Genomic DNA, 21,221 nt, shown 5'->3' with positions numbered 1-21,221 from the left:
ATTTTTTGTTCAACTTTTATAATTACACTTGTTGATTTAGATCAGCTGGAACTTCCACAACTGCTTCCGCAAGAAGAACCGCCGCCGGAGTCTCCAGAGCCGCCCGAATCGTTTGAGTCAGATCCGCACCAAGCTTCTTTTGAACTTTTCGGCTTATCTGATGCGGTTCCGAAAAATCCGGAGTTTCTTCCATCGGAATCCGACTTTATTTTTTTATGGGTTTTGGCAAGTCCAAGTGATTCGGAATACGTTGCACCCGTGTCCCCTGCTGCCCAGATTACGTAAGGCAGTGTCAGTTCATTGGATGTTCCTGGTGTGGGATAAGAGCCCTGGACGATGCGGGATTGCTTTTCCAGAAATCGGCTGTACTTCCCCTTGTTCACTGCAGATTCAATGTCACTCTTGATCTCTCGGATCAATCCGTATACAGAATGCCGGGTTTCGCTCCTGTCAAAAAAGTATCGGCTTTCGAGCAGTGATATGTCTGAATCTCTCCATTCTGCGAGGAAACTGGCACTTGGCACCATTTCATAAAATGGAGCATCCCATGATTTCGCCGAAGAAGATTTCTCGATAAACAGCTTTTTGTACATCATATCGAATAAAAACTTATCGTCTGTTCCATCTGTGCCGTCCACATTTGGAGCGTGGTGGATAAACCGGCCGGCAAACTTCTCTGTGAAATTCCAGTACTCATTGGTGAACATCAACTGTTGGTGCCAAACCTCGTCTACTGCTTTCGAAAACATGGGCACTTTTTTCAGAATAGATGCCATCAGCAAAAATCGCTTTTGTTCAAACATCAATTCGAGAATGGTTGACTGGCTGTACCTTGTTTCTTTAACCATTCGGTTGTAGATATGCAGCTGATAATCAAGGGGATAAGCAGCTTCCAACTCTTGTGCGCGGGTTCGAAAGCCAGACTCCGTACCTTCTACGAAATCCAAGTCCAATTCCTTTTGTTTTTTCAAGAACTCATCTTGTGTCAGCAACAGCAATTCCCGATTTTCATTTTTTAATGCGGATTTCGTCTTATGGGAACTCCAATAAATTCCTATGCCAACTAATCCGAAAATAATAATAGCAACTACAACAGACCCTATCATCCCATCGCCTCTTTACTTTATTGTGTATCTTTCCTGCAAGCTTTTTCTTATACACTTTAAGCTGCATCGTCTCTCATCAGCAAAAAGGCGATCCTGATTGCCCACTTGTTCAAATCAGGTTCTGTTTCCGGATCGGTCACATAAAACTCAAAACGTCCGTTCCAAATCTCTTCCTGCCCTTCCCATCGCTTGTCGATGTCCAATTCTTCCTGCAACGCCCATTGTTCGAGTGCTGCAAGAGATTTTTCCAAATTGTCGGGGTGTCCTTTATGCAGCGCCGATAAATAAGATCCTCCCGGTATGAAACTGGCGACCACCCGGCCATCCCCGCTAACCATCCGTTTGACCGGTATGCCCACTTCCATTTTGTATTTACCCTCAGAGTCTCCCATGCACCAATAACGGAAAAATGGAGTTCCTGCCGGTTTGATGCCTTTGCCCTTCAGCCAGTCAAAAAGCTCACCGACGAGGCCATTCACTTTATCCCATTCCGCCAGCCCTGCCAATACCGGAATCCCTACATAAGGCTGTTCAACCCGCTCCTCGACAAATGGTTCACTGATATACTTTTGCATCATTCAATCCTCTCCTCTGTAAAACTCTTCATTCCAATACTTACTAGTATTCTATACCTGCAAGCATAGTCCTCTAAATCGCCGATGAAAACTTCAATAGATTCCTGCCATTAAATTGCCACAAAATCGAAAGCTCATCAAATTGACTTTGCTCCCCTTAAGCTATAATCTGAAACAAGTGACCAATCAGTCATTAAAAGTGACCAGTCGGTTTAGGAGGGCTCGAATGGACAAAAGAACTGAGTTAATGAAGCAGGCTGTACATTTATTTTCTTTAAAAGGCTTTCATCAAACTTCGGTGCAGGAAGTAGCACAAGCCGTAGGCATTTCCAAAGGTGCTTTCTACAAGCATTTCGATTCGAAGGAAAATTTATTCATCGAAATCTTAAAGCAATACCATGAAGAAATCACGGGGGCAATCTCCAGTTCTCAGCACGCCCCAGGATCCGATCACAAGGATGTTTTCAAAGAGAAGTTAGCGATTGAGATTGAGCGTACACTTTCCAATCAGGATTTTTTCATGATGGTATTCAAAGATTTTCCGCTCAGTGACAGCGAGAAGCTGAAATCATTGTTCATGGAACTGCGCCAGTCGACGATTACGCTGCACAAGACCATCCTGCTGGATACCTACGGAACTCCCGTCGAACCATTTTTGGATGATTTGGTGATGGTGCTCGAAGGCCTAATGCAGCAATACATCATTACACTGGTCATCGAACAAAAACATGTGCCGATTTCCAAGCTGGTCAATTTCGTCACCGCGGCAATCGATGCAATTGTCGCTAATCTGGAAGATATGGAACCTGTTTTAACCGAGGCGCGTTCATCGCCAGTCACCATAGACGAGATCTTTCTCCACATGGCTGAAAAAATTGAAGCCTCTGAACCTCATCCCGAGAAGTTGCTGGCTTCACTCAATTTATTGAAAGAACAAGTCGGCAAAAAAGAACAAGAGGAGTTTTTAATTGAAGCCTTGCTGGTTTATTTAAAACAGTCTCCTTCCATTAAGAACGACGTGTTATATCTGGAAAATTTCATTTAAGAAAAAGGAGCTAACAACTTGAAGAAAATTATCGATTTTTCCTTGAACAACAAGTTTGCGATATGGATTTTGACACTCATGATCGTTGTCGCTGGTCTTTATGCCGGCTTGACCATGAAACAGGAATCCATTCCCAGCATCACCCTTCCGGCTGTGACCGTCGTTACTACATACCCAGGTGCAGCACCGGATGAAATTATGGAAGAAGTCACCATTCCGATGGAGCAGCGGATCCAGAATATGAATGGCGTTGAACTTACAACGTCCACATCGATGGCAAATGCATCAACCATTCAAGTTCAATACGACTTTGAAGTCGATATGGACCAAGCAACCCGTGAATTGGAAGATGCTTTGTCACAAATTTCAATTCCCGAGTCTGCCAATGATCCAGAGGTTTCACGCATCAGTTTGGATGCCTTTCCTGTTCTGACATTGAGCATCAGCGATTCTGAGAGTTCACTGGAAGAACTGACGGCCAGCGTCGAAGAAAACGTAATTCCTGCTCTTGAAGGGGTAGCTGGTTTGTCCGAGGCACAAGTTTCGGGACAGCGTGTCCAGAAAGTCACCATGTCCTTTGATCAGGAAGCCCTGGCACAATACGGCTTGACTGAAGATACAATTCAGCAATTGATCCAAGGATCCAACCTGACCTTCCCGTTAGGATTGACCGATTTTGACGGTGAACTGAAAAACCTGGTTATTGATGGCGATATCACCTCCGTCGATGATTTGAGAAACCTTCAGATTCCGGCTGTTCCTGCAGCGGCCACTGATGCTCCAAGTGCTGCCCCTGCTGCTCCTGGATCTGAAGAAGCTGGAACGGAAGCACCGGCAGCTCAACCACCAACAACTGAAGCACCTGCGGCTGAAACTCCAGCCACTGCACCATCATCGATCCCGACAGTTGCATTAAGCGAACTGGCCGAGATTGAAGTGGTAAGCGAAGCCGAATCGATTTCCCGTACAAACGGTGAAGAATCTATCGGTATTTCAATTGTCAAATCACCCGACGCCAATACCGTTGAAGTGGTCAATGGCGTCAAAGACATCGTTGCAGATGTTGAGGAAGAATACGGCTTGACCGTCGCTTCCACATTTGACCAAGGCGAACCGATCGAGACATCGGTTGAAACGATGCTCAGCAAAGCGCTATTCGGTATTTTATTTGCTGTCGTAATCATTTTGCTGTTCCTTCGCAGCTTTAAGACAACGGTTATCTCTATCATCTCTATTCCCTTGTCATTATTGATGGCGATTTTCTTATTGAACCAAATGGATATCACCTTGAACATCATGACACTCGGCGCATTGACTGTCGCAATCGGACGCGTTATCGATGACTCGATTGTTGTTATCGAAAATATCTATCGCCGCATGGCTTTGCCCGGCGAAAAATTGCGCGGCAAAGAACTGATCCGTGAAGCAACACGCGAAATGTTCGTACCGATTTTCTCTTCTACCGTTGTGACCATCGCTGTATTCCTGCCGCTTGCACTAGTCAGCGGACAAATCGGCGAATTGTTCCTGCCTTTCGCTTTGGCAGTCGTCTTTGCTTTGTCGGCATCCCTATTGGTTGCAGTTACCATCGTTCCGATGATGGCGCATTTGATGTACCGCAAGCAACTGCACAATCTTGACACTAATAAATCCAGACAAAAAGAACACAAGCCTGGTAAAATGGCTGACAGCTACAAACGCATTTTGGAATGGACCTTAAACCATAAAATCATCACTTTTGGTGGAGCTTCGTTAGTCCTTGCAGCTAGTTTGTTCCTGATACCGGTTATTGGCGTCAGCTTCCTGCCTGAAGAAGAACAAAAAACGGTGATGGCTACTTATAGTCCGGAACCAGGACAGACACGCGAAGATGTAGAAGCTGTTGCACTTGACGCGGAGAGCTCTATTGAAGGACGAGAAGGCGTAACCTCGTATCAATACTCACTTGGCGGCGGCAACCCAATGTCGGCAATGGGCGGCAGTGGAGACAATTCCGCATTGTTCTATATTGAGTATGATGACGATTTTGAAGCATTCACTGATGAAAGTGAAAAACTGATTGAAGACTTGAATAGCTCTACAGAATCCGGAGAATGGGCTAGTATGGATTTTGCGGCAACCGGAGGAAGCGGACTGGAAATGTTCGTCTACGGTGACAGTGTGGAAGATATTCAATCAGCCATCGATCAAATCCAGCCGTTAATGGAAGATAACGATGGCTTGGAAAACACAGAGTCCAGCTTAACCGAAGCTTATGACCAATTCACCTTGGTCGCTAATCAACAAAGCTTAAGCGAAAATGGGCTGACGGCCGCACAAATCGGCATGGCGTTAAGCGGCGTCGGCGAAGCACCGGTCTTGACTACCGTCACCCATGAAGAAGAAGACATCAATGTATACATTGAAACAGAAGAAACACAATATGCAGGAATTGATGATGTAACAGATGTCGAAATTCCCACAGCACTTGGGACGACCGTAACAATCGGTGAGGTCATGGAAGTCGAAGAAGGCCAATCACCAGATACCATTAACCGCAGAGACGGCCAAATGTTTGCTTCCTTGACAGCAGAAGTTCTTGGCAACAATGCCGCGGACATAACTGCAGAAATTGACGAGCAGACTTCAGAGCTCGAACTGCCGGCTGGTGTAACGACTGACCACGGCGGCGTGACTGAACAAATCAACGAATCGTTCACTCAGCTTGGCCTGGCCATGCTTGCAGCCATTGCCATTGTGTACTTCGTACTGGTTGTCACATTCGGCGGTGCACTCGCTCCGTTCTCCATCCTGTTTTCATTGCCATTCACCGTTATCGGTGTATTGGTCGCATTATGGATTACTAAAGAATCATTAAGTGTCAACGCATTGATTGGCGTATTGATGCTGATCGGTATCGTTGTCACCAATGCCATCGTCTTGATTGACCGCGTCATCCATATGGAGAAAGCCGGTTTGAGTACACGCGATGCCCTTCTTGAAGGCGGCGTGACACGGCTGCGCCCAATCTTGATGACTGCCCTGGCAACAATCGGCGCGCTCATTCCGCTTGCCATCGGTGCTGAAGGCGGAGGCGGATTGATTTCACAAGGCCTCGGCATCACGGTTATCGGCGGATTGATCAGTTCCACGTTGTTGACATTGGTCATCGTGCCAATCGTCTACGAAGTGGTCTCGAAATTCCGCAAAAAAGAAGTAAACTAAACAGTAAGTTTAAAAAAAGGCGGCTCACGATGAGCTGCCTTTTTTGTGCGTGTTTTTAACTGACCGCACCTCGTTTGATGATAACCGCACCTCAAATGGACAAGACCGCACCTCGCAGGCTACAAACCGCACCTCGATGCCCCATAACCGCACCTCAAACGCAAAAGACCGCACCCCACATAAAAAAGCCTGCTAAGCTTAACTGAGCAGGCTTCCATTCTATTGCTTTTTCAAGTATTCCAGCACAGCTTCATCAATAAGTGCTTCTTCTGACCAGTGATCGTCAAAATTCTCACGCAACACAAAAGTTTTCAATGCCTCTTTCACTTCTTCGTCATAGCTGCTGTGATCGACCGACTCCAGCAAATCGGCTTTTACCAACTGCTCTACAACTGTTTCCAACACATTTTCTTCAATGGCTATTTTTTCCTCGGAAGGTGCAGCATACATTTTGTGCAGTTCATACAGCCGCTGCAGTTCTTCGATCGGCTCCGGATGATCATCCACACGCAAATCAACTTTGACATCGTTGTAGCCGCCATACCCCGCGCCATCTTGCAGCACATAAACTGCAGCCGACTGTTTGCCTCTGCTGTCGCCCCCAGCATGTTGAGCAGCCGATATAGCTATCAGCAGCCGTTCCGCAAGCGGGCCTTCCGATTCCTCAAAGGCTCTGCTCATTTCACTGACCGTCTTCTCACTTACCAGGATGTTGCCCTGGCAGGAATGATGCTTGCCTATTTTATGTCCTGCCCAGTCGTAGCATTCGTGCCCCGTAAAAGCGCTCGCCTCACCATCTGCATTAACGACGGCCACTTGGCGCAAACTTCTGCCTGGATCGTCAGCTATCAGCTTGTCTATTACCTCGTCAGGCGACAAGCCTTTTTCTAAAAACTCAAGTCCTTCTGGTCCATATGCCGTATTGGCCCAGGACTGCGTGGCCACCGCTCCGACGTTTGCTTTCGCCCATGGAACGACCGATCCGACTGCCAGAAACTTCGATTGTACGGCCACACCGACTTCTCCAGTTTCCGGATTTGCAGCGACAATGGAAAATGTCGCAACCAGCTTGTCTTTATCCATTTGTCTATTCATATAATTGCCCCCTTTCTTCTACTGTAATTCAATCCGGTCAAAATTTCTTCTCTGACTGATTATTCACACGAAAAAACCTGCAGTCCTCTAAAGGACTGCAGGTTCTTCGTTTTTCTTGGACTGCCGATTGAGTGCGCTGGTCCGGTATTTTTTTTTGTCTGTTTTCGATAAAGCTTTGTATTCTTCCAGAAAAGACTCGTATTTGGATAGTACTTCTTTGGTCGCACCGTACTCCTTGACCACGCCAAACTCCAGCCACAAAATTTGATCGCAGAATCTTCTCATCTGCGAAATCGAATGGCTCACAAAAAACATTGTTTTGCCTTTTTCTTTGAATTCCATCATTTTGTCCAAACTCTTTTCAGAAAACGCTTTGTCTCCTACAGACAAAGCTTCATCCACAATCAGAATGTCGGGATTTACACGCACCGATATGGAAAAGCCCAAACGTGACTTCATGCCGCTGGAATAGGTTTTCACTGGCTGATCGATAAACTTCTCCAGTTCGGCAAATTCAATGATCTCATTTTCCATAGCGGCTATTTCCTTTTGTGAAAATCCAAGCATCAGCAATTTGAGCTCGATGTTCTCACGTCCGGATAACTTGCCATCCAACCCGGCATTCACTGCAATTAAAGCGACATTGCCATTGCTCGTCACTTGGCCATTGGTCGTTGGAATAACACCCGCAATAATATTCGCTAAAGTCGATTTTCCTGAACCATTAATGCCAACAAGTCCGACAATCGACCCTTGTTCCACTTCAAAAGAGACATTTTGCAAAGCGAAAAAATCTTCACCGTAATCTTTATAAGGAACCAGCAAATCAAGAATTCGCTCTGATTGTTTTTTATATAATTTATAACGCTTAGAGACATTTTTGACTTCTACTGAATTAACCAAGAGTTTCACTTCCAATTTTTATAAGAAATCAATGAATTGACTTCTAAATTTCACATGAAGATAAGCACCTACCAGGAACGTCAGTGCAACCACTCCAACAAAATAAAGCGTATAGACAGGATTCTCGATAAAATACCAGCCTTCTCCAAGCAGCGAGTAACGGTAGCCTTCTATCACATAGTAGAAGGGATTGAGCATTAAAAACGACTGCCATGATTCCGGCAGCAAAGTTGGCGGCCATAAAATTGGCGATAAGTATAGGAGCATACGCATAACCGACTGCAACAGCATTTGAACATCTCTGATGATAGTCGCCAAAGTAGACGTTATCAAAGCAAGACTAAACAAAAAGACAAGCAGACCGATGATATAAATCGGCAACTGCAGATAATAGATGGAGATTGGAAATCCGATAAACTGCAATATCAACATGCCAATAGCTAATAATATCAGATGGGGATAAAACTGTGCAAAGATTGTGTAATTCGGAATAACACTCATCGGAAAATTCATTTTGGAAAGCATTCGGATTTTGCTGTAAATGGACTTGGATGATTTCATAACACTATTGTTAATAAAGAACCAAACCAAAATTCCCGCAAACATCCATTGGAAATACGGAATGTCGCCAACATCTTCACGCTGCCGGATTCCAAAACCGAATACAAACCAATAGATGAGAATCTGGATAGCCGGATTGATGATTTCCCAAGCTGCGCCCAAGTAATTGCCTCTGGTTAAGCTGCGCAGTTCATAAACAGATAATCGTTTAACTAAATAAAAGAATTGAACTTGCTCTTTAATGACTTTTATAGCTGATTTCATAGGTATCCTCACTTAATCACTTTTTGACTAGTTCTGCTATTAAATTTAACTTACATATTTTACTTTAAAAAAGCTTTTACTGCACGTTCTGTTGCCTGACCATCTTCAAGAGAAGAGAAACGGCCTTTAAACTCAGAGAAAATTGGGCTTAACTGCACATTGGCATTTGTCATTGACTTAATTGCCTGGAAAAGTTCATTTTCCGTCTGTACAATAGGCCCAGGTGCATCTTTTTCGATATCCATATAAAAGCCGCGCAACTGGTCGCGGTAGTTCTCCAAGTCATACATAAAGAAAATGATCGGCCGGTTTAAAATGGCATAATCGAAAAAGACAGAAGAATAATCTGTTATCAGCAAATCTGATGCTAGGTACAAATCACGGATATCAGGATAAAGCGACACATCATATACCATACCCTCATATGCCGAGAAATCAAAGTTTTCAGCAACTAAATAGTGCATACGGGACAGCAGCACCCATTCGTCGCCAAATTCTTTCTTCCAGTTTTCCAGATCGAATTGAAATTTAAACTTGTACTTCCCTTTTTGATAAAACTCATTGTCTCTCCAAGTAGGGGCATAAAGCATAACTTTTTTGTCTTCGGCAATCCCTAAATCCTTTTTCAGATTGCTGATCAACTGATCCGAGTGATTTGTCAACACATCATTACGGGGATACCCTGTTTCAATGACCTTTCCATTATAATGGAAAGCGCGCTTAAAAATCTCGGTTGAATACGAATTTGGAGAAATCAGGTAATCCCATTTCTCAGATTCCAGCGTGAAATTCTTTTTATAGGCTTCTGTTTCTGTATTGGGCATGTGAATTTCCTCAATATCCAGTCCCAGTTTTTTCAAGGGAGTTCCGTGCCACGTTTGAAGGTATACAGTATTTTTTGGCTTTGGCATCCATCTGGGAAGCCGGACATTGTTGACCCAGTACTCGGCCCTTGGAAATGTCCAAAACCACGGGATGGTGAATCTGCGAATATATGGCACATTAAATTCTTCAAAAAGCTTGATTGCACTCTTATCAACACTCCAAAGAAGTTTAAATTCTGGATAATGTTCTTTCATATGCTCATAGATGGCTCGCGGATTGTCGCTGAATTGCTTCGCGTGAAAACTTTCAAACACCACCAATTTTTTCTTTTTCGGAAGTTTTCCCAGGATTACAAATACCGCACGAAAAAGTCTTCTTGTGTAGCTGCTATCTTTAAGACCTTTAATTTTTTGGACAACGCTCAAATTATTCACCTTACTTCTTTCTTTAAAAACAGATTTGGCAGAAATTTACTATAAATAATAACATTTAGTTTCTATTTATTCTATACTGAAACGAAGCGTAAACCAAGCAACTCAAAACATGCATCTTTTTCTAGATAAAAGCGTCTAATACCTCATACATACCTATATTTCCAATAGCTATTACACATGATAACATATAAGATAGTATCATAGCATATTGTGAAAAAAATCGAAAATAAGCATTTTTGGAGTGAATATATATGAAGAAAGTAATAACTTACGGGACCTTTGACTTGATTCATCATGGCCATATAAACATATTGAAACGGGCAAAAGAGAACGGAGATTATTTAATCGTGGGCTTATCATCCGATGAGTTTAATGCGATTAAAGGCAAAGCTGCCTATCACTCTTACGAAGAACGCAAATTGATACTCGAAGCCATAAAATATGTGGATGAAGTTATTCCGGAACACAATTGGGGCCAAAAAGTGACGGATATCCAAAGCAATGATGTGGATTTATTTGTAATGGGGTCTGACTGGGAAGGCAAGTTTGATGAATTGAAGGATTATTGTGAAGTTCTTTACTTGCCGCGGACAGAAGGTATCTCGACAACAAAAATCAAAACAGACCTTTACAATAGCCAATGATTAAAGAAGTTGGAATTTCCATCTATCTATTTTTATTCAAATTTTTATTTGCCCTTTTCAAGCTTTTCCCCATGAAAAATAAAACCGTCTTTCTTTCTTCTTTTGGTGATAACGCTTTTTTTATAGCGAAAGAATTATCAAAAGCAAAACACCATCAGATCATCTTTATTAACCAAGCCAAATGCAAAATTGACTTTACCGCTGTTCCTACGAGCAACAAGAAAATTTACAGCTTTGAGACATCTAATATTGCAGATACTTTTTTGTCCGTCTACCATTTGGCCACTGCCAAATATGTCTTCGTCGATAACTATGCTGGCGTTCTTTCGGTCATTAAGTTCCGAAAAGAAGTAAAATGCATTCAATTATGGCATGCTGCTGGAGCCATTAAGAAGTTTGGCTGGAGCGATCCTGAAACTTCCGGCAGAAGCGAACGGGCAAAATTAAGATTCCAGCAAGTATATGACCGATTTCAATACATTCCGGTCGGCTCACAGCAAATGGCAAATATTTTTTCTGAATCGTTCCATGTTGACCAAAGCCACTTTATCTACACAGGAGTACCTCAAACTGATTTTTACTTTGATCCAGTTGCTAAAGAAAAAGCTTTTACGACTTTATTGGAATTATACCCGGCCATCGCCGGGAAAAAAGTTGTCTTGTATGCACCTACTTTCCGGAAAAATTCATTGCACAGCATGAAGGTGCAGCTGGATGTAAAAGAAATGCTGGAGAAACTGGATGATCAGTATGTGTTGTTAATCAGGCTTCATCCTTCTGTCCAAGAGGTCACGAACTTCACAAAGCATCCGCGTGTACTGCTGGTCAACGACTACCCGCATCTCAGCGAATTGCTTATTGTCAGCGACGTTTTGATAACTGATTATTCATCCATTCCAGTAGAGTTTTCTTTGCTTGGAAAAAAGATGATTTTCTTCACTTATGACCTTATAGACTACGGAAAAACTCAAGGTATTTGGGCCGAGAACAGCCTGTATTTTCCTGGTCCGATTGTAAAAACAACCAGTGAAGTGATTCACCATATTCTGGATCCTAAGATGGACGTTGAAAAAATCGATCAATTCCGCAATCACTGGAATACATATTCGACTGGCCAAAGCACATGCCAACTCATCACTGTCATTTATGATCCAAAAGATCTTTAATTTAAAAGCCAGCATTCCGTTTCGGGAATGCTGGCTTTTTACTACTCAATAGAAGTCTGCTCTTTGAAAGCTATTGCATCAGTTACTTACAAATATTTTCATAATATTCAGTTTATAATAGCGCTAATTGCTTATACGCGTGGTATAATAGGAGTATAAAATTTACGTAAGAATCTCCTTTTATTTTTCTCAACCCATCTATGCCCGATTGATCCCATACATACGCTGGCTCTGTCCAGCGCACTAACTAAAGGGGTGAGAAAGGTGCTTTCCAAATGGATTAAAGTCTTAGCAGCCGCATTATTAATCCTGTTCACCGTGTTGTCCTTCTCTGGCCAGCCACAGGCAGCAAGCTCCACTTACATTACGAAAGGCAGCACAACCAGCAAAGTGGTTGCCCTGACTTTCGATGACGGTTCAGATGGCACTAACATCAACAAAATTCTGGACATCCTGTCTGCCAATAATGTAAAAGCAACGTTCTTTCTAACAGGTTCCGGGGCCAAAAACCACCCTTCGTGGATTAAGAACATATCTGCCAAAGGCCATCAGCTCGGCAACCATTCTTATTCACATCCTGATTTCACAAAACTTACTGCCGCAAAAATGAAGAGTGAGCTTGATACCACCGAAACTACAATCAAAGGGATCACCGGAAAATCGACCAAGCCGATTTTCAGAGCCCCGTTTGGCGCATCCAATGCTGCCGTATTGAAGGCTGTTGGAGATGCAGGCTACACGCATACAATTCAATGGAATATTGACACCATTGACTGGAAAGGCATCTCAGCCACGGAAATCACCAATAAAGTCGTAAACAATATTGTGCCGGGGTCCATTGTTTTGATGCATACTGGTGCTGGCGCGTCTGGAACTCCAGGTGCTCTGCCAGGTATGATCAGCAAGTTGAAAGCGAAAGGATATAAATTCGTCACAGTCTCAGAGTTATTAAAATTGCCTGCCTCACCAGTAAGCGGCAACAAGTATACCGTCAAGGCTGGGGATACACTGTACAGCATCGCGAAAAAATTCAACGTCACTGTTTCAGCGTTGGCCAAAGCAAATAACATTACCAATTATAATCTGATCCGCGTCGGACAAGTATTAACGATTCCAGGTAAAGCGACTCCTCCACCGGCTGTTTCTGTCAAATACACCGTTAAAGCCGGAGATACTCTTTACAGCATTGCGAAAAAGTTCAATATAACCGTCTCAGCGCTTGCCAAAGCTAATAACATCACCAACTACAATCTCATACGTGTCGGACAGGTGCTGACGATTCCCGGCCAAACCACTGCTCCGCCTGCAACTTCTGTCACACATACGGTAAAGGCTGGGGATACACTATACAGCATTGCCCGAACTTACAGTACGACCGTTGCTAAAATAGCTGCCGCCAACAAGATCGCCAATGTTAATGCAATTCGCGTGGGACAAGTACTGGTGATTCCGAGATAGCAGTAAGCCAAATCCCTGAGATGCCATTTACCAAATAAAAAGGAGCTGGAATTTATTCCAGCTCCTTTTTTATACAGTTTTTGGCTTGTACAGAAACCTCCGGTAAAGCTTAAAAATCATATAAGCCATGCCAATCAAAAAGAGAACTGCCAGGAATGGAACAATAAATATTAGAATCGGCACTAATGTAGCCGTGGCATCTTCTGCTGCAGAAACGGCTGGGCTCAGCAATGCCGTTTCACTCACTCCTTTGACCGCTGTAATGGTCGCGTGTGAAACTGTAGCCACTCCTCCTCCACCGATGATGGCAATGCTCCATTCGAGAAAAGGGCTCATATCCCCGATAAAAGAGGCAGTCAGCAGGATCCCTGCCAAAGCGGCAATTGGCGTTGAAATCATTTTCATGAAGGATCCTACAGCGGGAATATAATTGACGGCAATTTCAAAAAGGGTGGCTGCGGCAAATGCGACAATCGCTGGTGTACTGCCAATCCAACTGAAACCTTCCGAAAGTGTCAGCCAGTCCACATGTACGAATATTCCCGTAATCAGCAATGGCGTAAAAATTCTAAAACCCACCGTTGCACTTAATGCCAGTCCGATGCATATCGCAAGAATGGTGTCCATCGCGTTGACCTCCGTTGCCTTCGTTTTCTTTTAGTATACATGAGCCTGTTCTCTCCTGATACTTACACAGTACATTTCGTAGCTGCGCACAAAACCTCTGTTCTGTTTCGCTGTTTGTTCCATTACTCCAAGCGATTCCTTCTTTTTTCCTCGCGCAAAATCTTTTCGAAAAGCTTTAACAGCGGTTCTTTCAGCTCAGGGCGCTTTAAAGCAAAATCAATTGTTGTTTCAATAAAACCATATTTTTCTCCAACATCATATCTGCGCCCTTTAAATTCAAAAGCATAGACATTTTGAACTTTATTGAGTTTTTGGATGGCATCTGTCAGCTGAATTTCTCCTCCCGCTCCAAATTGGTGTTCACCCAAAAATTTAAAAATATCAGGAGTCAAAATATAGCGGCCCATGATTGCATAATTGGAAGGAGCAGTTCCGAGTACCGGTTTTTCTACAAAATTTCTGACTTTCATCAATTGACCATCCACTGACAGTGGATCGATAATTCCATATCGGTAAGTTTCTTCTGCCGGAACCTGCTGTACCCCAATAATCGAGTTACCTGTTTTGTCATATTGATTCATCAGTTGTGCAAGGCACGGTTCTTCGTTTACTACAATATCATCCCCTAACAATACAGCAAAAGCTTCATCACCGATAAAGTTGCGCGCAGACCAAATCGCATGGCCTAATCCAAGTGGATGCTTCTGGCGAATAAAATGGATTTCTAGTTTTGATGTTTCAAGTACTGTTTCCAGCATGTCCATCTTGCCTTTTTCCAGCAATGTTGCTTCCAGTTCATGTGCGTGGTCAAAATGATCTTCGATTGCCCGTTTCCCTTTGCCGGTTACAATAATGATGCTTTCAATTCCAGATGCGATAGCCTCTTCTACAATATACTGGATCGTCGGCTTGTCCACGATTGGCAGCATCTCTTTAGGCATCGCCTTAGTGGCAGGAAGAAAACGTGTTCCCAGCCCAGCAGCTGGGATGATGGCTTTTTTAATGGACATCAGTGGTTCCTCCTTTAGTTCTGAACGCTTTTATGCCTATCATAACATTTAACAGAATAATCAGTTCAATCAGTTTGTCTTTCGCAGTTCACTATAGAAGAAACACCCAATAATTTGTGGAAACCTCTTCATTCAGAGTGATGACTTCATTTTTATTAAAATTACCTTTAAAATTCAATTTATATAAACATATATACCTATATTATTTAAATTAAACCAAGACTATAATAGTCTAGATATTCCATTTATTATACACAGGGGGAAGAAAATGAAACGTTTAGCCGCATTTTTATTAGTTTTAGGATTGTCATTTAGCATCATGCCACTTTCGGCATTTGCCATCAAAGCGGACGATGCTAAATTTGACCAGTTTTTAACAGAAATCAACTGGAAAAAACAAGATTATCTTGACTATTTGGACAGCAAAGATTGGTCGTTGGACGAATTTGATCAAGTTGATGAGTTAGGTACGCCATTAACTGAAGAAAATGTTCAGTCGCTCGCAAATAAGTTAAAATTGTCCCGCACTGAATTGAACGAAGTGCTTTATGAATACGGCGACATTGATTACGGTATGGATGTGCTTGACGGTACATATTTGATTTTCATCGAAGATGTCGAATACTACATTGATTTTTATTTGGATGACTATATGGGAACGCCAATTGATGAAACAAACTTGCAGGCGCTTATGGAAGAGTACGGATTCTCCTCCGAAAATGAATTGGAAGCTTTTTTACAGGAATATGATGATTCCCTTTCATACTACGACTTCATTGAAGATTTAGAGTCATCCATTATTTTCTATCAAGACCCAAGCTACTTTGACATTGACATTGATGTTGATGGCCTTTTCACTGAATTGGGTTTGACCGAAGAAGAAATTGAAAGATTGATCGCTCACATGGAAACATTGGATTATGAAGATCCTGCATTCGAACAAAAACTGATGGAATTAAGTGATCGCATGATGGCAGTCGGCGAATTTGAAACTGCTGATGAACTGACAGCAGAACAGATTGCTGAAATCATGGATATCTACAGTGAAATGACCGATTTGCTGGAATTGAAAACAACTTATTACTTTGTCAAGGATGATAAAAAATCGCCTGTTTCTTTAGCTACACTCCTGACGCTTGAATCAACTGAAGGCGCTGATTTATTGATCGAGATTTACAATTTGGAAGACGCATTCCTTGCAGACATCCTTATGACGGCTGAAATGTTCGGGTCTGACGTAATCGTGGACACCGGAAAAGGCTTGGACACTGTGGAGAAAGTTATTACAGCACCGCCTGTGGTACAAAAACCGGTTGCAACCGCTCCAACAACACCATCTGCAACCCAAACGGTGAAAGGTGGAAAATTACCGGCAACAGCCTCTGACTTCGCAGCAAATGCCGCTTTCGGACTGGCCTTGCTTCTTGCAGGCATCGCTTTATTCCGCCGAATCAGAGCTGAAGAAGTCTAATGATGAGGCACAAAAAGGAAAAAAGAAGAAGCAAAAAACCGCTTCTTCTTTCTCTATCCATTGCCCTTATCTTACTTGGCCTATGGTTCAGCACTACCAGCACGGCAACTTTTGTAAAAGGTTATATGCTTTATAAAACTGGAAACGTCGAGGCAAAAGACTTCAGCAATAAACCAGAAACCCAGTCTCCTGCACTTGCCGAAGAACTGGAAATCCCCAAGGAACCTGAAGCAGCTGAGGAACAAATTGAAGAGCCGACCACTGATCCAGTGTTTCATTCCGAATATCCCGAAACACCCGAAATCGGCGACTTGATGGGTGAACTGATCATCCCGAAACTTGAAGCCAGCCTGCCAATTATACACGGTACAAACGAAGATGAGCTCGAAAAAGGCGTCGGACATTTTGCTGAAAGCGTAATGCCGGGTGAAAGTGACAACTCCGTATTGTCCGGCCATCGTGATACAGTCTTCCGTGAACTAGGCGAGGTAGGCAAAGGTGATACACTCATTGTCAAAACCCACTCCGGCACTTTCACATACAAAGTTCGGCAAGTGCGAATTGTGGACGAAGACGATCGGACCGTGATTGTCCCGAAACCCAAAGCCACTCTAACCGTTTCGACCTGCTACCCGTTTGATTTTGTCGGATATGCACCGGACCGTTATATTTTAGTTGCAGACTTGGTTTCCAGTGAATAAAAACACATAAGAAAAGAGCGGTGAGATTTACTTCACCGCTCTTTTCTTATGCATACAGCCTATTCATCTGTTAAAAGGCCTAGACTTTTGTAGTTTTTTTCACTTCGATCAGCTTTTGGACTTCGTCATAGATGCGTCGGCTATTTTGCTGATCCTGATGTTTGATGATGCCGGTAATTTCGTATTCGAAATTAGCAAAATTGCTCTTAATTCGATCTTCAATAATCGTTACAAGCTCTTCTTCATAAGTACCGATGCCGCCAATGAAAGTTTCTTCAATCGGACGCAGGATGCCTTTGCGGAAAAAGCGGTCTACATCAAAATGATAGTATACGACCGGTTTATTGAGCAGCGTGAAATCAAAGCTGACGCTGCTGTAATCCGTGATGAGCAGTGCATGATCTATCAATAACTGTTGAACAGTCTGCGACCCCAGCGGGATGAATTTGATGCGTTCATGCATATTTTCAATCTCGCTTTGGAAGTAGTCCTGAGCCCGGTAATGCGGATAAAAGTTAATGTTGACGTTATACTCTTCCAGTAAACCGAGCAACTTTTCATTTTGGATCAAGTTGGCATACGCAAGAAAATATTCGCTCTTTAAAAATTGCTCATCCGTATTGATCCAGTCACGCCAGGTCGGCATCAGCAAAATGTCTTTCGGAGGGTTAACCTGAATTAACTTATCAAAACGCGCCAGACCGGTTGCAGCAACTTCATGATCCTCATAGCCCATCTCATCCATGACAATGACTTGTTTTTCAGGGTCCGAACTGACAATGAATAAATCAAATGGCATATCATAATTTTTCTTATGGTACTCAACGTTTTTTCGGCCCAATACGCCATGCTGGAGGAAGATTTTCACAGTTTCTTCGTAGCCGAAAAATCCCCTCGCCGGCTTATAAGGCAAAATATTTTCCAAATCATGCGTCCCAAGCAAAACTTTAGCTTTGAAAGCAATTTCGAAATGCTTGTCCGAACCAAATATCAAGACGTTTGGAATGTGCTTGATGTGTTCATAGTCTGAACTGTCTTCTTCTATTACATAATAGGATTCAATAGATGTGTTTTCCTGCAGCCATTTGAAAAAGACGATTCCATTGTCCTGGGCTGTGTTCGTACGTTCGCCCATCAGCCAGATATTTTCATCTTTTGCTTCGACATCCACTGGGATCTTCACGTGGCTTCGGATAGTGAATGATTCGACTTTTACGTTGTTAAACGGGGTAGTCGTAATCATAAAGTGATGTTCATTGCCTTGATCGTCATATTGCTTTTTATAGCTGTAGTAATTGTCTTTCTTATAACGGGCTTTGTTGTACCTAATTTTTTCTTTTCGGATAATTTCTCCGGAGCCATTTTCAATAACAACAAAAAGGTCGAGAACCGTTTTGTCTTTACTTTTGATCCCCATCAAATCCAGACTGTTAAGATCGACTGTAAACTCCCCAGTAATCGGGACTTGAAGTGAATCTTGAGACAATCGGTCTTCAATCATCAAATAAGCTTTAGAACCGATAAATTCTTCAATCGATCCTATCACTCCCTGTATTTGAAAGTCGTTTACTTCATGGATCGATTTTTTCAGTTTAGCTTGCGTCATTGCCAGGCCAAGTGATAAATCTTTGCGGCGATAAAATCTTAACTTGACGAATTGCGAATTTGATACGACTTTGTAATGCGTGGTTGTGCCATTTAAAAGTTGCTTATCTAAACTGAATCTGTAGACTTTGGGTTCTTCACTGTGTTCAACAAGGAAAAAACGTTTTACAAAAAGATTTTCCAGCAAATCCTTTATCGGCAAACGGGTTTGAAGGCGCTCGTTCTGGCGCTTTAACGGATAAGATTTCAGCATTCCGCTTTTCGGCTCATCTACTAGAAGTGAATACTCAAAACCAGTGTTTCCGTCAGAGAGGGCAAGCGATACAAGGTATTCATAGTTTTGCTTCTCCTCAATTGAAAGAGACTCGATTTTAACCGAATGGGGAATCAACTCCAAGTAAAACACCGAATTGCGGCTCAAAATCTGGAGCTGATGATGGTAGGAGCTGAATGGTTCGTCAAAAGGCTTCATTAAGTTCAGGGGATATAATTTGTTATCCACATGGATGAACATCCGCCATAGCCCAGCTGCCATTTCAGAAAAATCACTAAATACAATAATGTTCTTTTCAGCATCCTTTGTACCCGTTAAGATGCGGAATTGGAAATTATTAAAAGCATATAATTCAATTTTTGCAGAAGCTTCTTCCGTCGCATCCGGCAAATCTAAAGACAGGGAAAGAACATCGTATTGTACGGACTGGATTCGGGACTCAATCGGAGTCTCCATAAAGTAAAAATCAGCAAACCGGTTATTTACAATAATATTCCTTTTCACTTTCGTCGATAAAAACTTATTGCCAATTAATATAGCTTCCTGAAAATCACCGGCTTTATACAGTTCGTGTTCTGTAATCCATATTTTTTTGTTGTTGATAGTCAATTGCATGCTGGAGCTTGATGTTACCAATGCCAGAAGATGCTGCGGTACTGTTACAATCAGGCGATTGCTTTTCACCAGTTCATTGTTTAACGGATGGGTTTCTTCATTAATAAGAAACTCTGCTTTAATACTCTTTTTTAACGTAAAGAAATTAGACAACTCGAATTCAAAGAGCAAGTTTTGCTCTTTAAAAAAGTACTTTTTGATTTCCACTCTTTTTACTAATCTTTTTTTAAATTTGTTTGAAAACTTCTTTAAAATCATAGCTGTTAATCTCCTACACAATTTTATTGTCGCAATATCTTATATTATCATTCTTGTAAATTCTGTCAATTAAAATTAAGGATAGACAGGGCGAAAAAGAATATTTATACTGTAATAATGTGAACAGGTAAAACACTTACTTGCTTTTTCAAATATAGAAAGTACCTTACTGCTTTAAGTATCGGTTGCTAATTGGAGAAATTACGTGAAAAACTTAAACGAAATCAACATTATAAGAGCCATCATGTGCCTTGCCATCGTCGCTACACATTCAATATCCAACTACTTAAGAAATATAGAAGTCGACCAAGCTGCCTACGATCAGTATATCTTATGGATACGGTTTGCCTTGCTTTGCTCTACCCCCATCTTCATTCTACTGTCTGAAACTTTGTTATCCAAAAATTATCCAGACGGTTTAAAAAAGGGCTTTTTCAAAAAGCGAATAAAGTATATTTTAATGCCATACATATTAATCGGAATAATTGTCAGTTACAGAGGCTCTGATAAAGACTTATCTTCTTTCATGGAAGTTGCCTTTCAAAAAGTGATCTTTGGTCAATGGTATGGATTTTTTGTTATTGTGATTTTCCAATTTTATCTTCTTCATTGGCTGATTGGAAAATATTTAGCCCGCATCAATCCTGTTGGGCCGATACTGGTCTCGTTCGCCATTTCTTTTGCACACGTATACGGTTTTGTGCATATTGGTTCCTACCAGGAGCTTATACTGACGAAATATCCTCTTTGGTATAAGACTCATATCTTCATGTGGCTGTTCTATTTTATTGTCGCATTTTATATCGGCCAATACTACGAGCAACTCGTCAATTTTTTAACCAACAAAATATGGGTGCCTGCTTTAATGACTCTTACCAGCTTCGGCATCATCATGTTCAATTACCTTGAAATGGACTATACAAGAATCTCCAGTGAACGATACGATATGCTGCTGTATTCTGTAAGTATGTTCTTTCTTCTAGTGGCATTGATTCGAAAGTTTAATTTTGATAATCAAACCTTAGTCATGATCAGTAATTTTTCATTCTTCATTTATTTGACGCATATGATTTTTCTTCCTTATTTCGTCAGGCTCTCTCTGACATTCGGCGAGAACTTCTTCACTTATGTAACAATTATGGCGTTTCTCACACTTTCATCCTGTATCGGTGTTGCCTTCTTGTTATACCAAAATGGGATTACACGTCAATTTACAGGGAAGATTAAATATTTAGAGCCAACTGTTAAGAAAAGCAAAAACACTTTTAACAAGAACCCCCAAAATGTTAATTATGGCCAATAAGAAAGATTTCGTTACGGCTCACTTTATGAAAACATAAAAAAGGCTGCCGAATATTTCTCGGCAGCCTGCCAAATCCC

17 protein-coding genes are annotated in these 21,221 nt (G+C 42.1%); 8 read left to right on the top strand and 9 right to left on the bottom strand.

What is annotated here, in order from left to right; all coding sequences use genetic code 11:
* Positions 1-41 precede the first annotated feature (41 nt).
* Both GJB59_RS15550 and GJB59_RS15545 read right to left on the bottom strand, forming a co-directional pair.
* Positions 42-1,106 (bottom strand): UCP032817 domain-containing protein, encoded by a 1,065-nt coding sequence (locus GJB59_RS15550; protein ID WP_142825991.1) that lies wholly within the window; start codon positions 1,104-1,106, stop codon positions 42-44.
* A 56-nt stretch (positions 1,107-1,162) separates the two neighbouring features.
* Complete coding sequence (locus GJB59_RS15545; protein WP_142825990.1) at positions 1,163-1,684, bottom strand: GyrI-like domain-containing protein; 522 nt, start codon at positions 1,682-1,684, stop codon at positions 1,163-1,165.
* A gap of 223 nt (positions 1,685-1,907) precedes the next feature.
* On the opposite strand from GJB59_RS15545, the gene GJB59_RS15540 reads away from it, so the two are divergent.
* Together GJB59_RS15540 and GJB59_RS15535 are read left to right on the top strand one after the other, a co-directional pair.
* Positions 1,908-2,726, top strand: a complete 819-nt coding sequence (locus GJB59_RS15540) for a TetR/AcrR family transcriptional regulator (protein WP_142825989.1) — start codon at positions 1,908-1,910, stop codon at positions 2,724-2,726.
* An 18-nt stretch (positions 2,727-2,744) separates the two neighbouring features.
* Positions 2,745-5,930: an efflux RND transporter permease subunit gene (locus tag GJB59_RS15535; RefSeq protein ID WP_142825988.1), complete on the top strand. Its 3,186-nt coding sequence runs from the start codon at positions 2,745-2,747 to the stop codon at positions 5,928-5,930.
* 219 nt (positions 5,931-6,149) lie between these two features.
* Here the strand turns inward: GJB59_RS15535 and GJB59_RS15530 are convergent, their stop codons facing one another.
* From GJB59_RS15530 to GJB59_RS15515, 4 genes are all read right to left on the bottom strand, one after another.
* Positions 6,150-7,025 carry a DUF1028 domain-containing protein gene (locus tag GJB59_RS15530; protein WP_142825987.1) on the bottom strand — a complete coding sequence of 292 codons (876 nt, stop codon included), beginning with the start codon at positions 7,023-7,025 and terminating at the stop codon, positions 6,150-6,152.
* Positions 7,026-7,112: 87 nt separating this feature from the next.
* A complete protein-coding gene (gene tagH / locus GJB59_RS15525; protein ID WP_142825986.1) occupies positions 7,113-7,928 on the bottom strand; it encodes a teichoic acids export ABC transporter ATP-binding subunit TagH in 816 nt (271 codons plus the stop codon).
* A gap of 18 nt (positions 7,929-7,946) precedes the next feature.
* On the bottom strand, positions 7,947-8,753 hold the full coding sequence (locus GJB59_RS15520) for an ABC transporter permease (protein ID WP_142825985.1): 807 nt from the start codon (positions 8,751-8,753) through the stop codon (positions 7,947-7,949).
* Positions 8,754-8,812: 59 nt separating this feature from the next.
* Positions 8,813-10,012, bottom strand: coding sequence for a CDP-glycerol glycerophosphotransferase family protein (locus GJB59_RS15515; RefSeq protein WP_244946820.1), 1,200 nt, complete (start codon positions 10,010-10,012; stop codon positions 8,813-8,815).
* 251 nt (positions 10,013-10,263) lie between these two features.
* On the opposite strand from GJB59_RS15515, the gene tagD reads away from it, so the two are divergent.
* From tagD to GJB59_RS15500, 3 genes are all read left to right on the top strand, one after another.
* A complete protein-coding gene (gene tagD / locus GJB59_RS15510) occupies positions 10,264-10,656 on the top strand; it encodes a glycerol-3-phosphate cytidylyltransferase (protein WP_142825984.1) in 393 nt (130 codons plus the stop codon).
* A 71-nt stretch (positions 10,657-10,727) separates the two neighbouring features.
* A complete protein-coding gene (locus GJB59_RS15505; protein ID WP_236015721.1) occupies positions 10,728-11,822 on the top strand; it encodes a CDP-glycerol glycerophosphotransferase family protein in 1,095 nt (364 codons plus the stop codon).
* A gap of 264 nt (positions 11,823-12,086) precedes the next feature.
* On the top strand, positions 12,087-13,280 hold the full coding sequence (locus tag GJB59_RS15500; RefSeq protein WP_142825982.1) for a polysaccharide deacetylase family protein: 1,194 nt from the start codon (positions 12,087-12,089) through the stop codon (positions 13,278-13,280).
* A 69-nt stretch (positions 13,281-13,349) separates the two neighbouring features.
* Here the strand turns inward: GJB59_RS15500 and GJB59_RS15495 are convergent, their stop codons facing one another.
* Together GJB59_RS15495 and galU are read right to left on the bottom strand one after the other, a co-directional pair.
* On the bottom strand, positions 13,350-13,907 hold the full coding sequence (locus GJB59_RS15495) for a DUF4126 domain-containing protein (protein WP_142825981.1): 558 nt from the start codon (positions 13,905-13,907) through the stop codon (positions 13,350-13,352).
* Between the two features lie 122 nt (positions 13,908-14,029).
* Positions 14,030-14,917 (bottom strand): UTP--glucose-1-phosphate uridylyltransferase GalU, encoded by an 888-nt coding sequence (gene galU / locus GJB59_RS15490; RefSeq protein ID WP_185959969.1) that lies wholly within the window; start codon positions 14,915-14,917, stop codon positions 14,030-14,032.
* A gap of 268 nt (positions 14,918-15,185) precedes the next feature.
* Here galU and GJB59_RS15485 point away from each other — a divergent pair, with 268 nt between their 5' ends.
* Both GJB59_RS15485 and srtD read left to right on the top strand, forming a co-directional pair.
* Positions 15,186-16,388 carry a processed acidic surface protein gene (locus tag GJB59_RS15485; RefSeq protein WP_142825979.1) on the top strand — a complete coding sequence of 401 codons (1,203 nt, stop codon included), beginning with the start codon at positions 15,186-15,188 and terminating at the stop codon, positions 16,386-16,388.
* A complete protein-coding gene (srtD, locus tag GJB59_RS15480) occupies positions 16,388-17,089 on the top strand; it encodes a class D sortase, LPxTATN-specific (protein ID WP_185959968.1) in 702 nt (233 codons plus the stop codon). Before GJB59_RS15485 ends, srtD begins: the two co-directional genes overlap by 1 nt.
* Before the next feature lie 79 nt (positions 17,090-17,168).
* Here the strand turns inward: srtD and GJB59_RS15475 are convergent, their stop codons facing one another.
* Complete coding sequence (locus GJB59_RS15475) at positions 17,169-19,841, bottom strand: CDP-glycerol glycerophosphotransferase family protein (protein ID WP_142825977.1); 2,673 nt, start codon at positions 19,839-19,841, stop codon at positions 17,169-17,171.
* A gap of 205 nt (positions 19,842-20,046) precedes the next feature.
* Between GJB59_RS15475 and GJB59_RS15470 the strand changes: the two genes are divergently transcribed.
* Complete coding sequence (locus GJB59_RS15470) at positions 20,047-21,144, top strand: acyltransferase family protein (RefSeq protein ID WP_142825976.1); 1,098 nt, start codon at positions 20,047-20,049, stop codon at positions 21,142-21,144.
* Positions 21,145-21,221 lie beyond the last annotated feature (77 nt).

Origin of the sequence: Planococcus soli (assembly GCF_016881065.1) — a bacterium.
Taxonomy (GTDB): Bacteria; Bacillota; Bacilli; order Bacillales_A; family Planococcaceae; genus Planococcus; species Planococcus soli.
The sequence above is the reverse complement of the archived record's forward strand: the minus strand, read 5'-3'. Positions and strand labels throughout refer to the sequence as shown.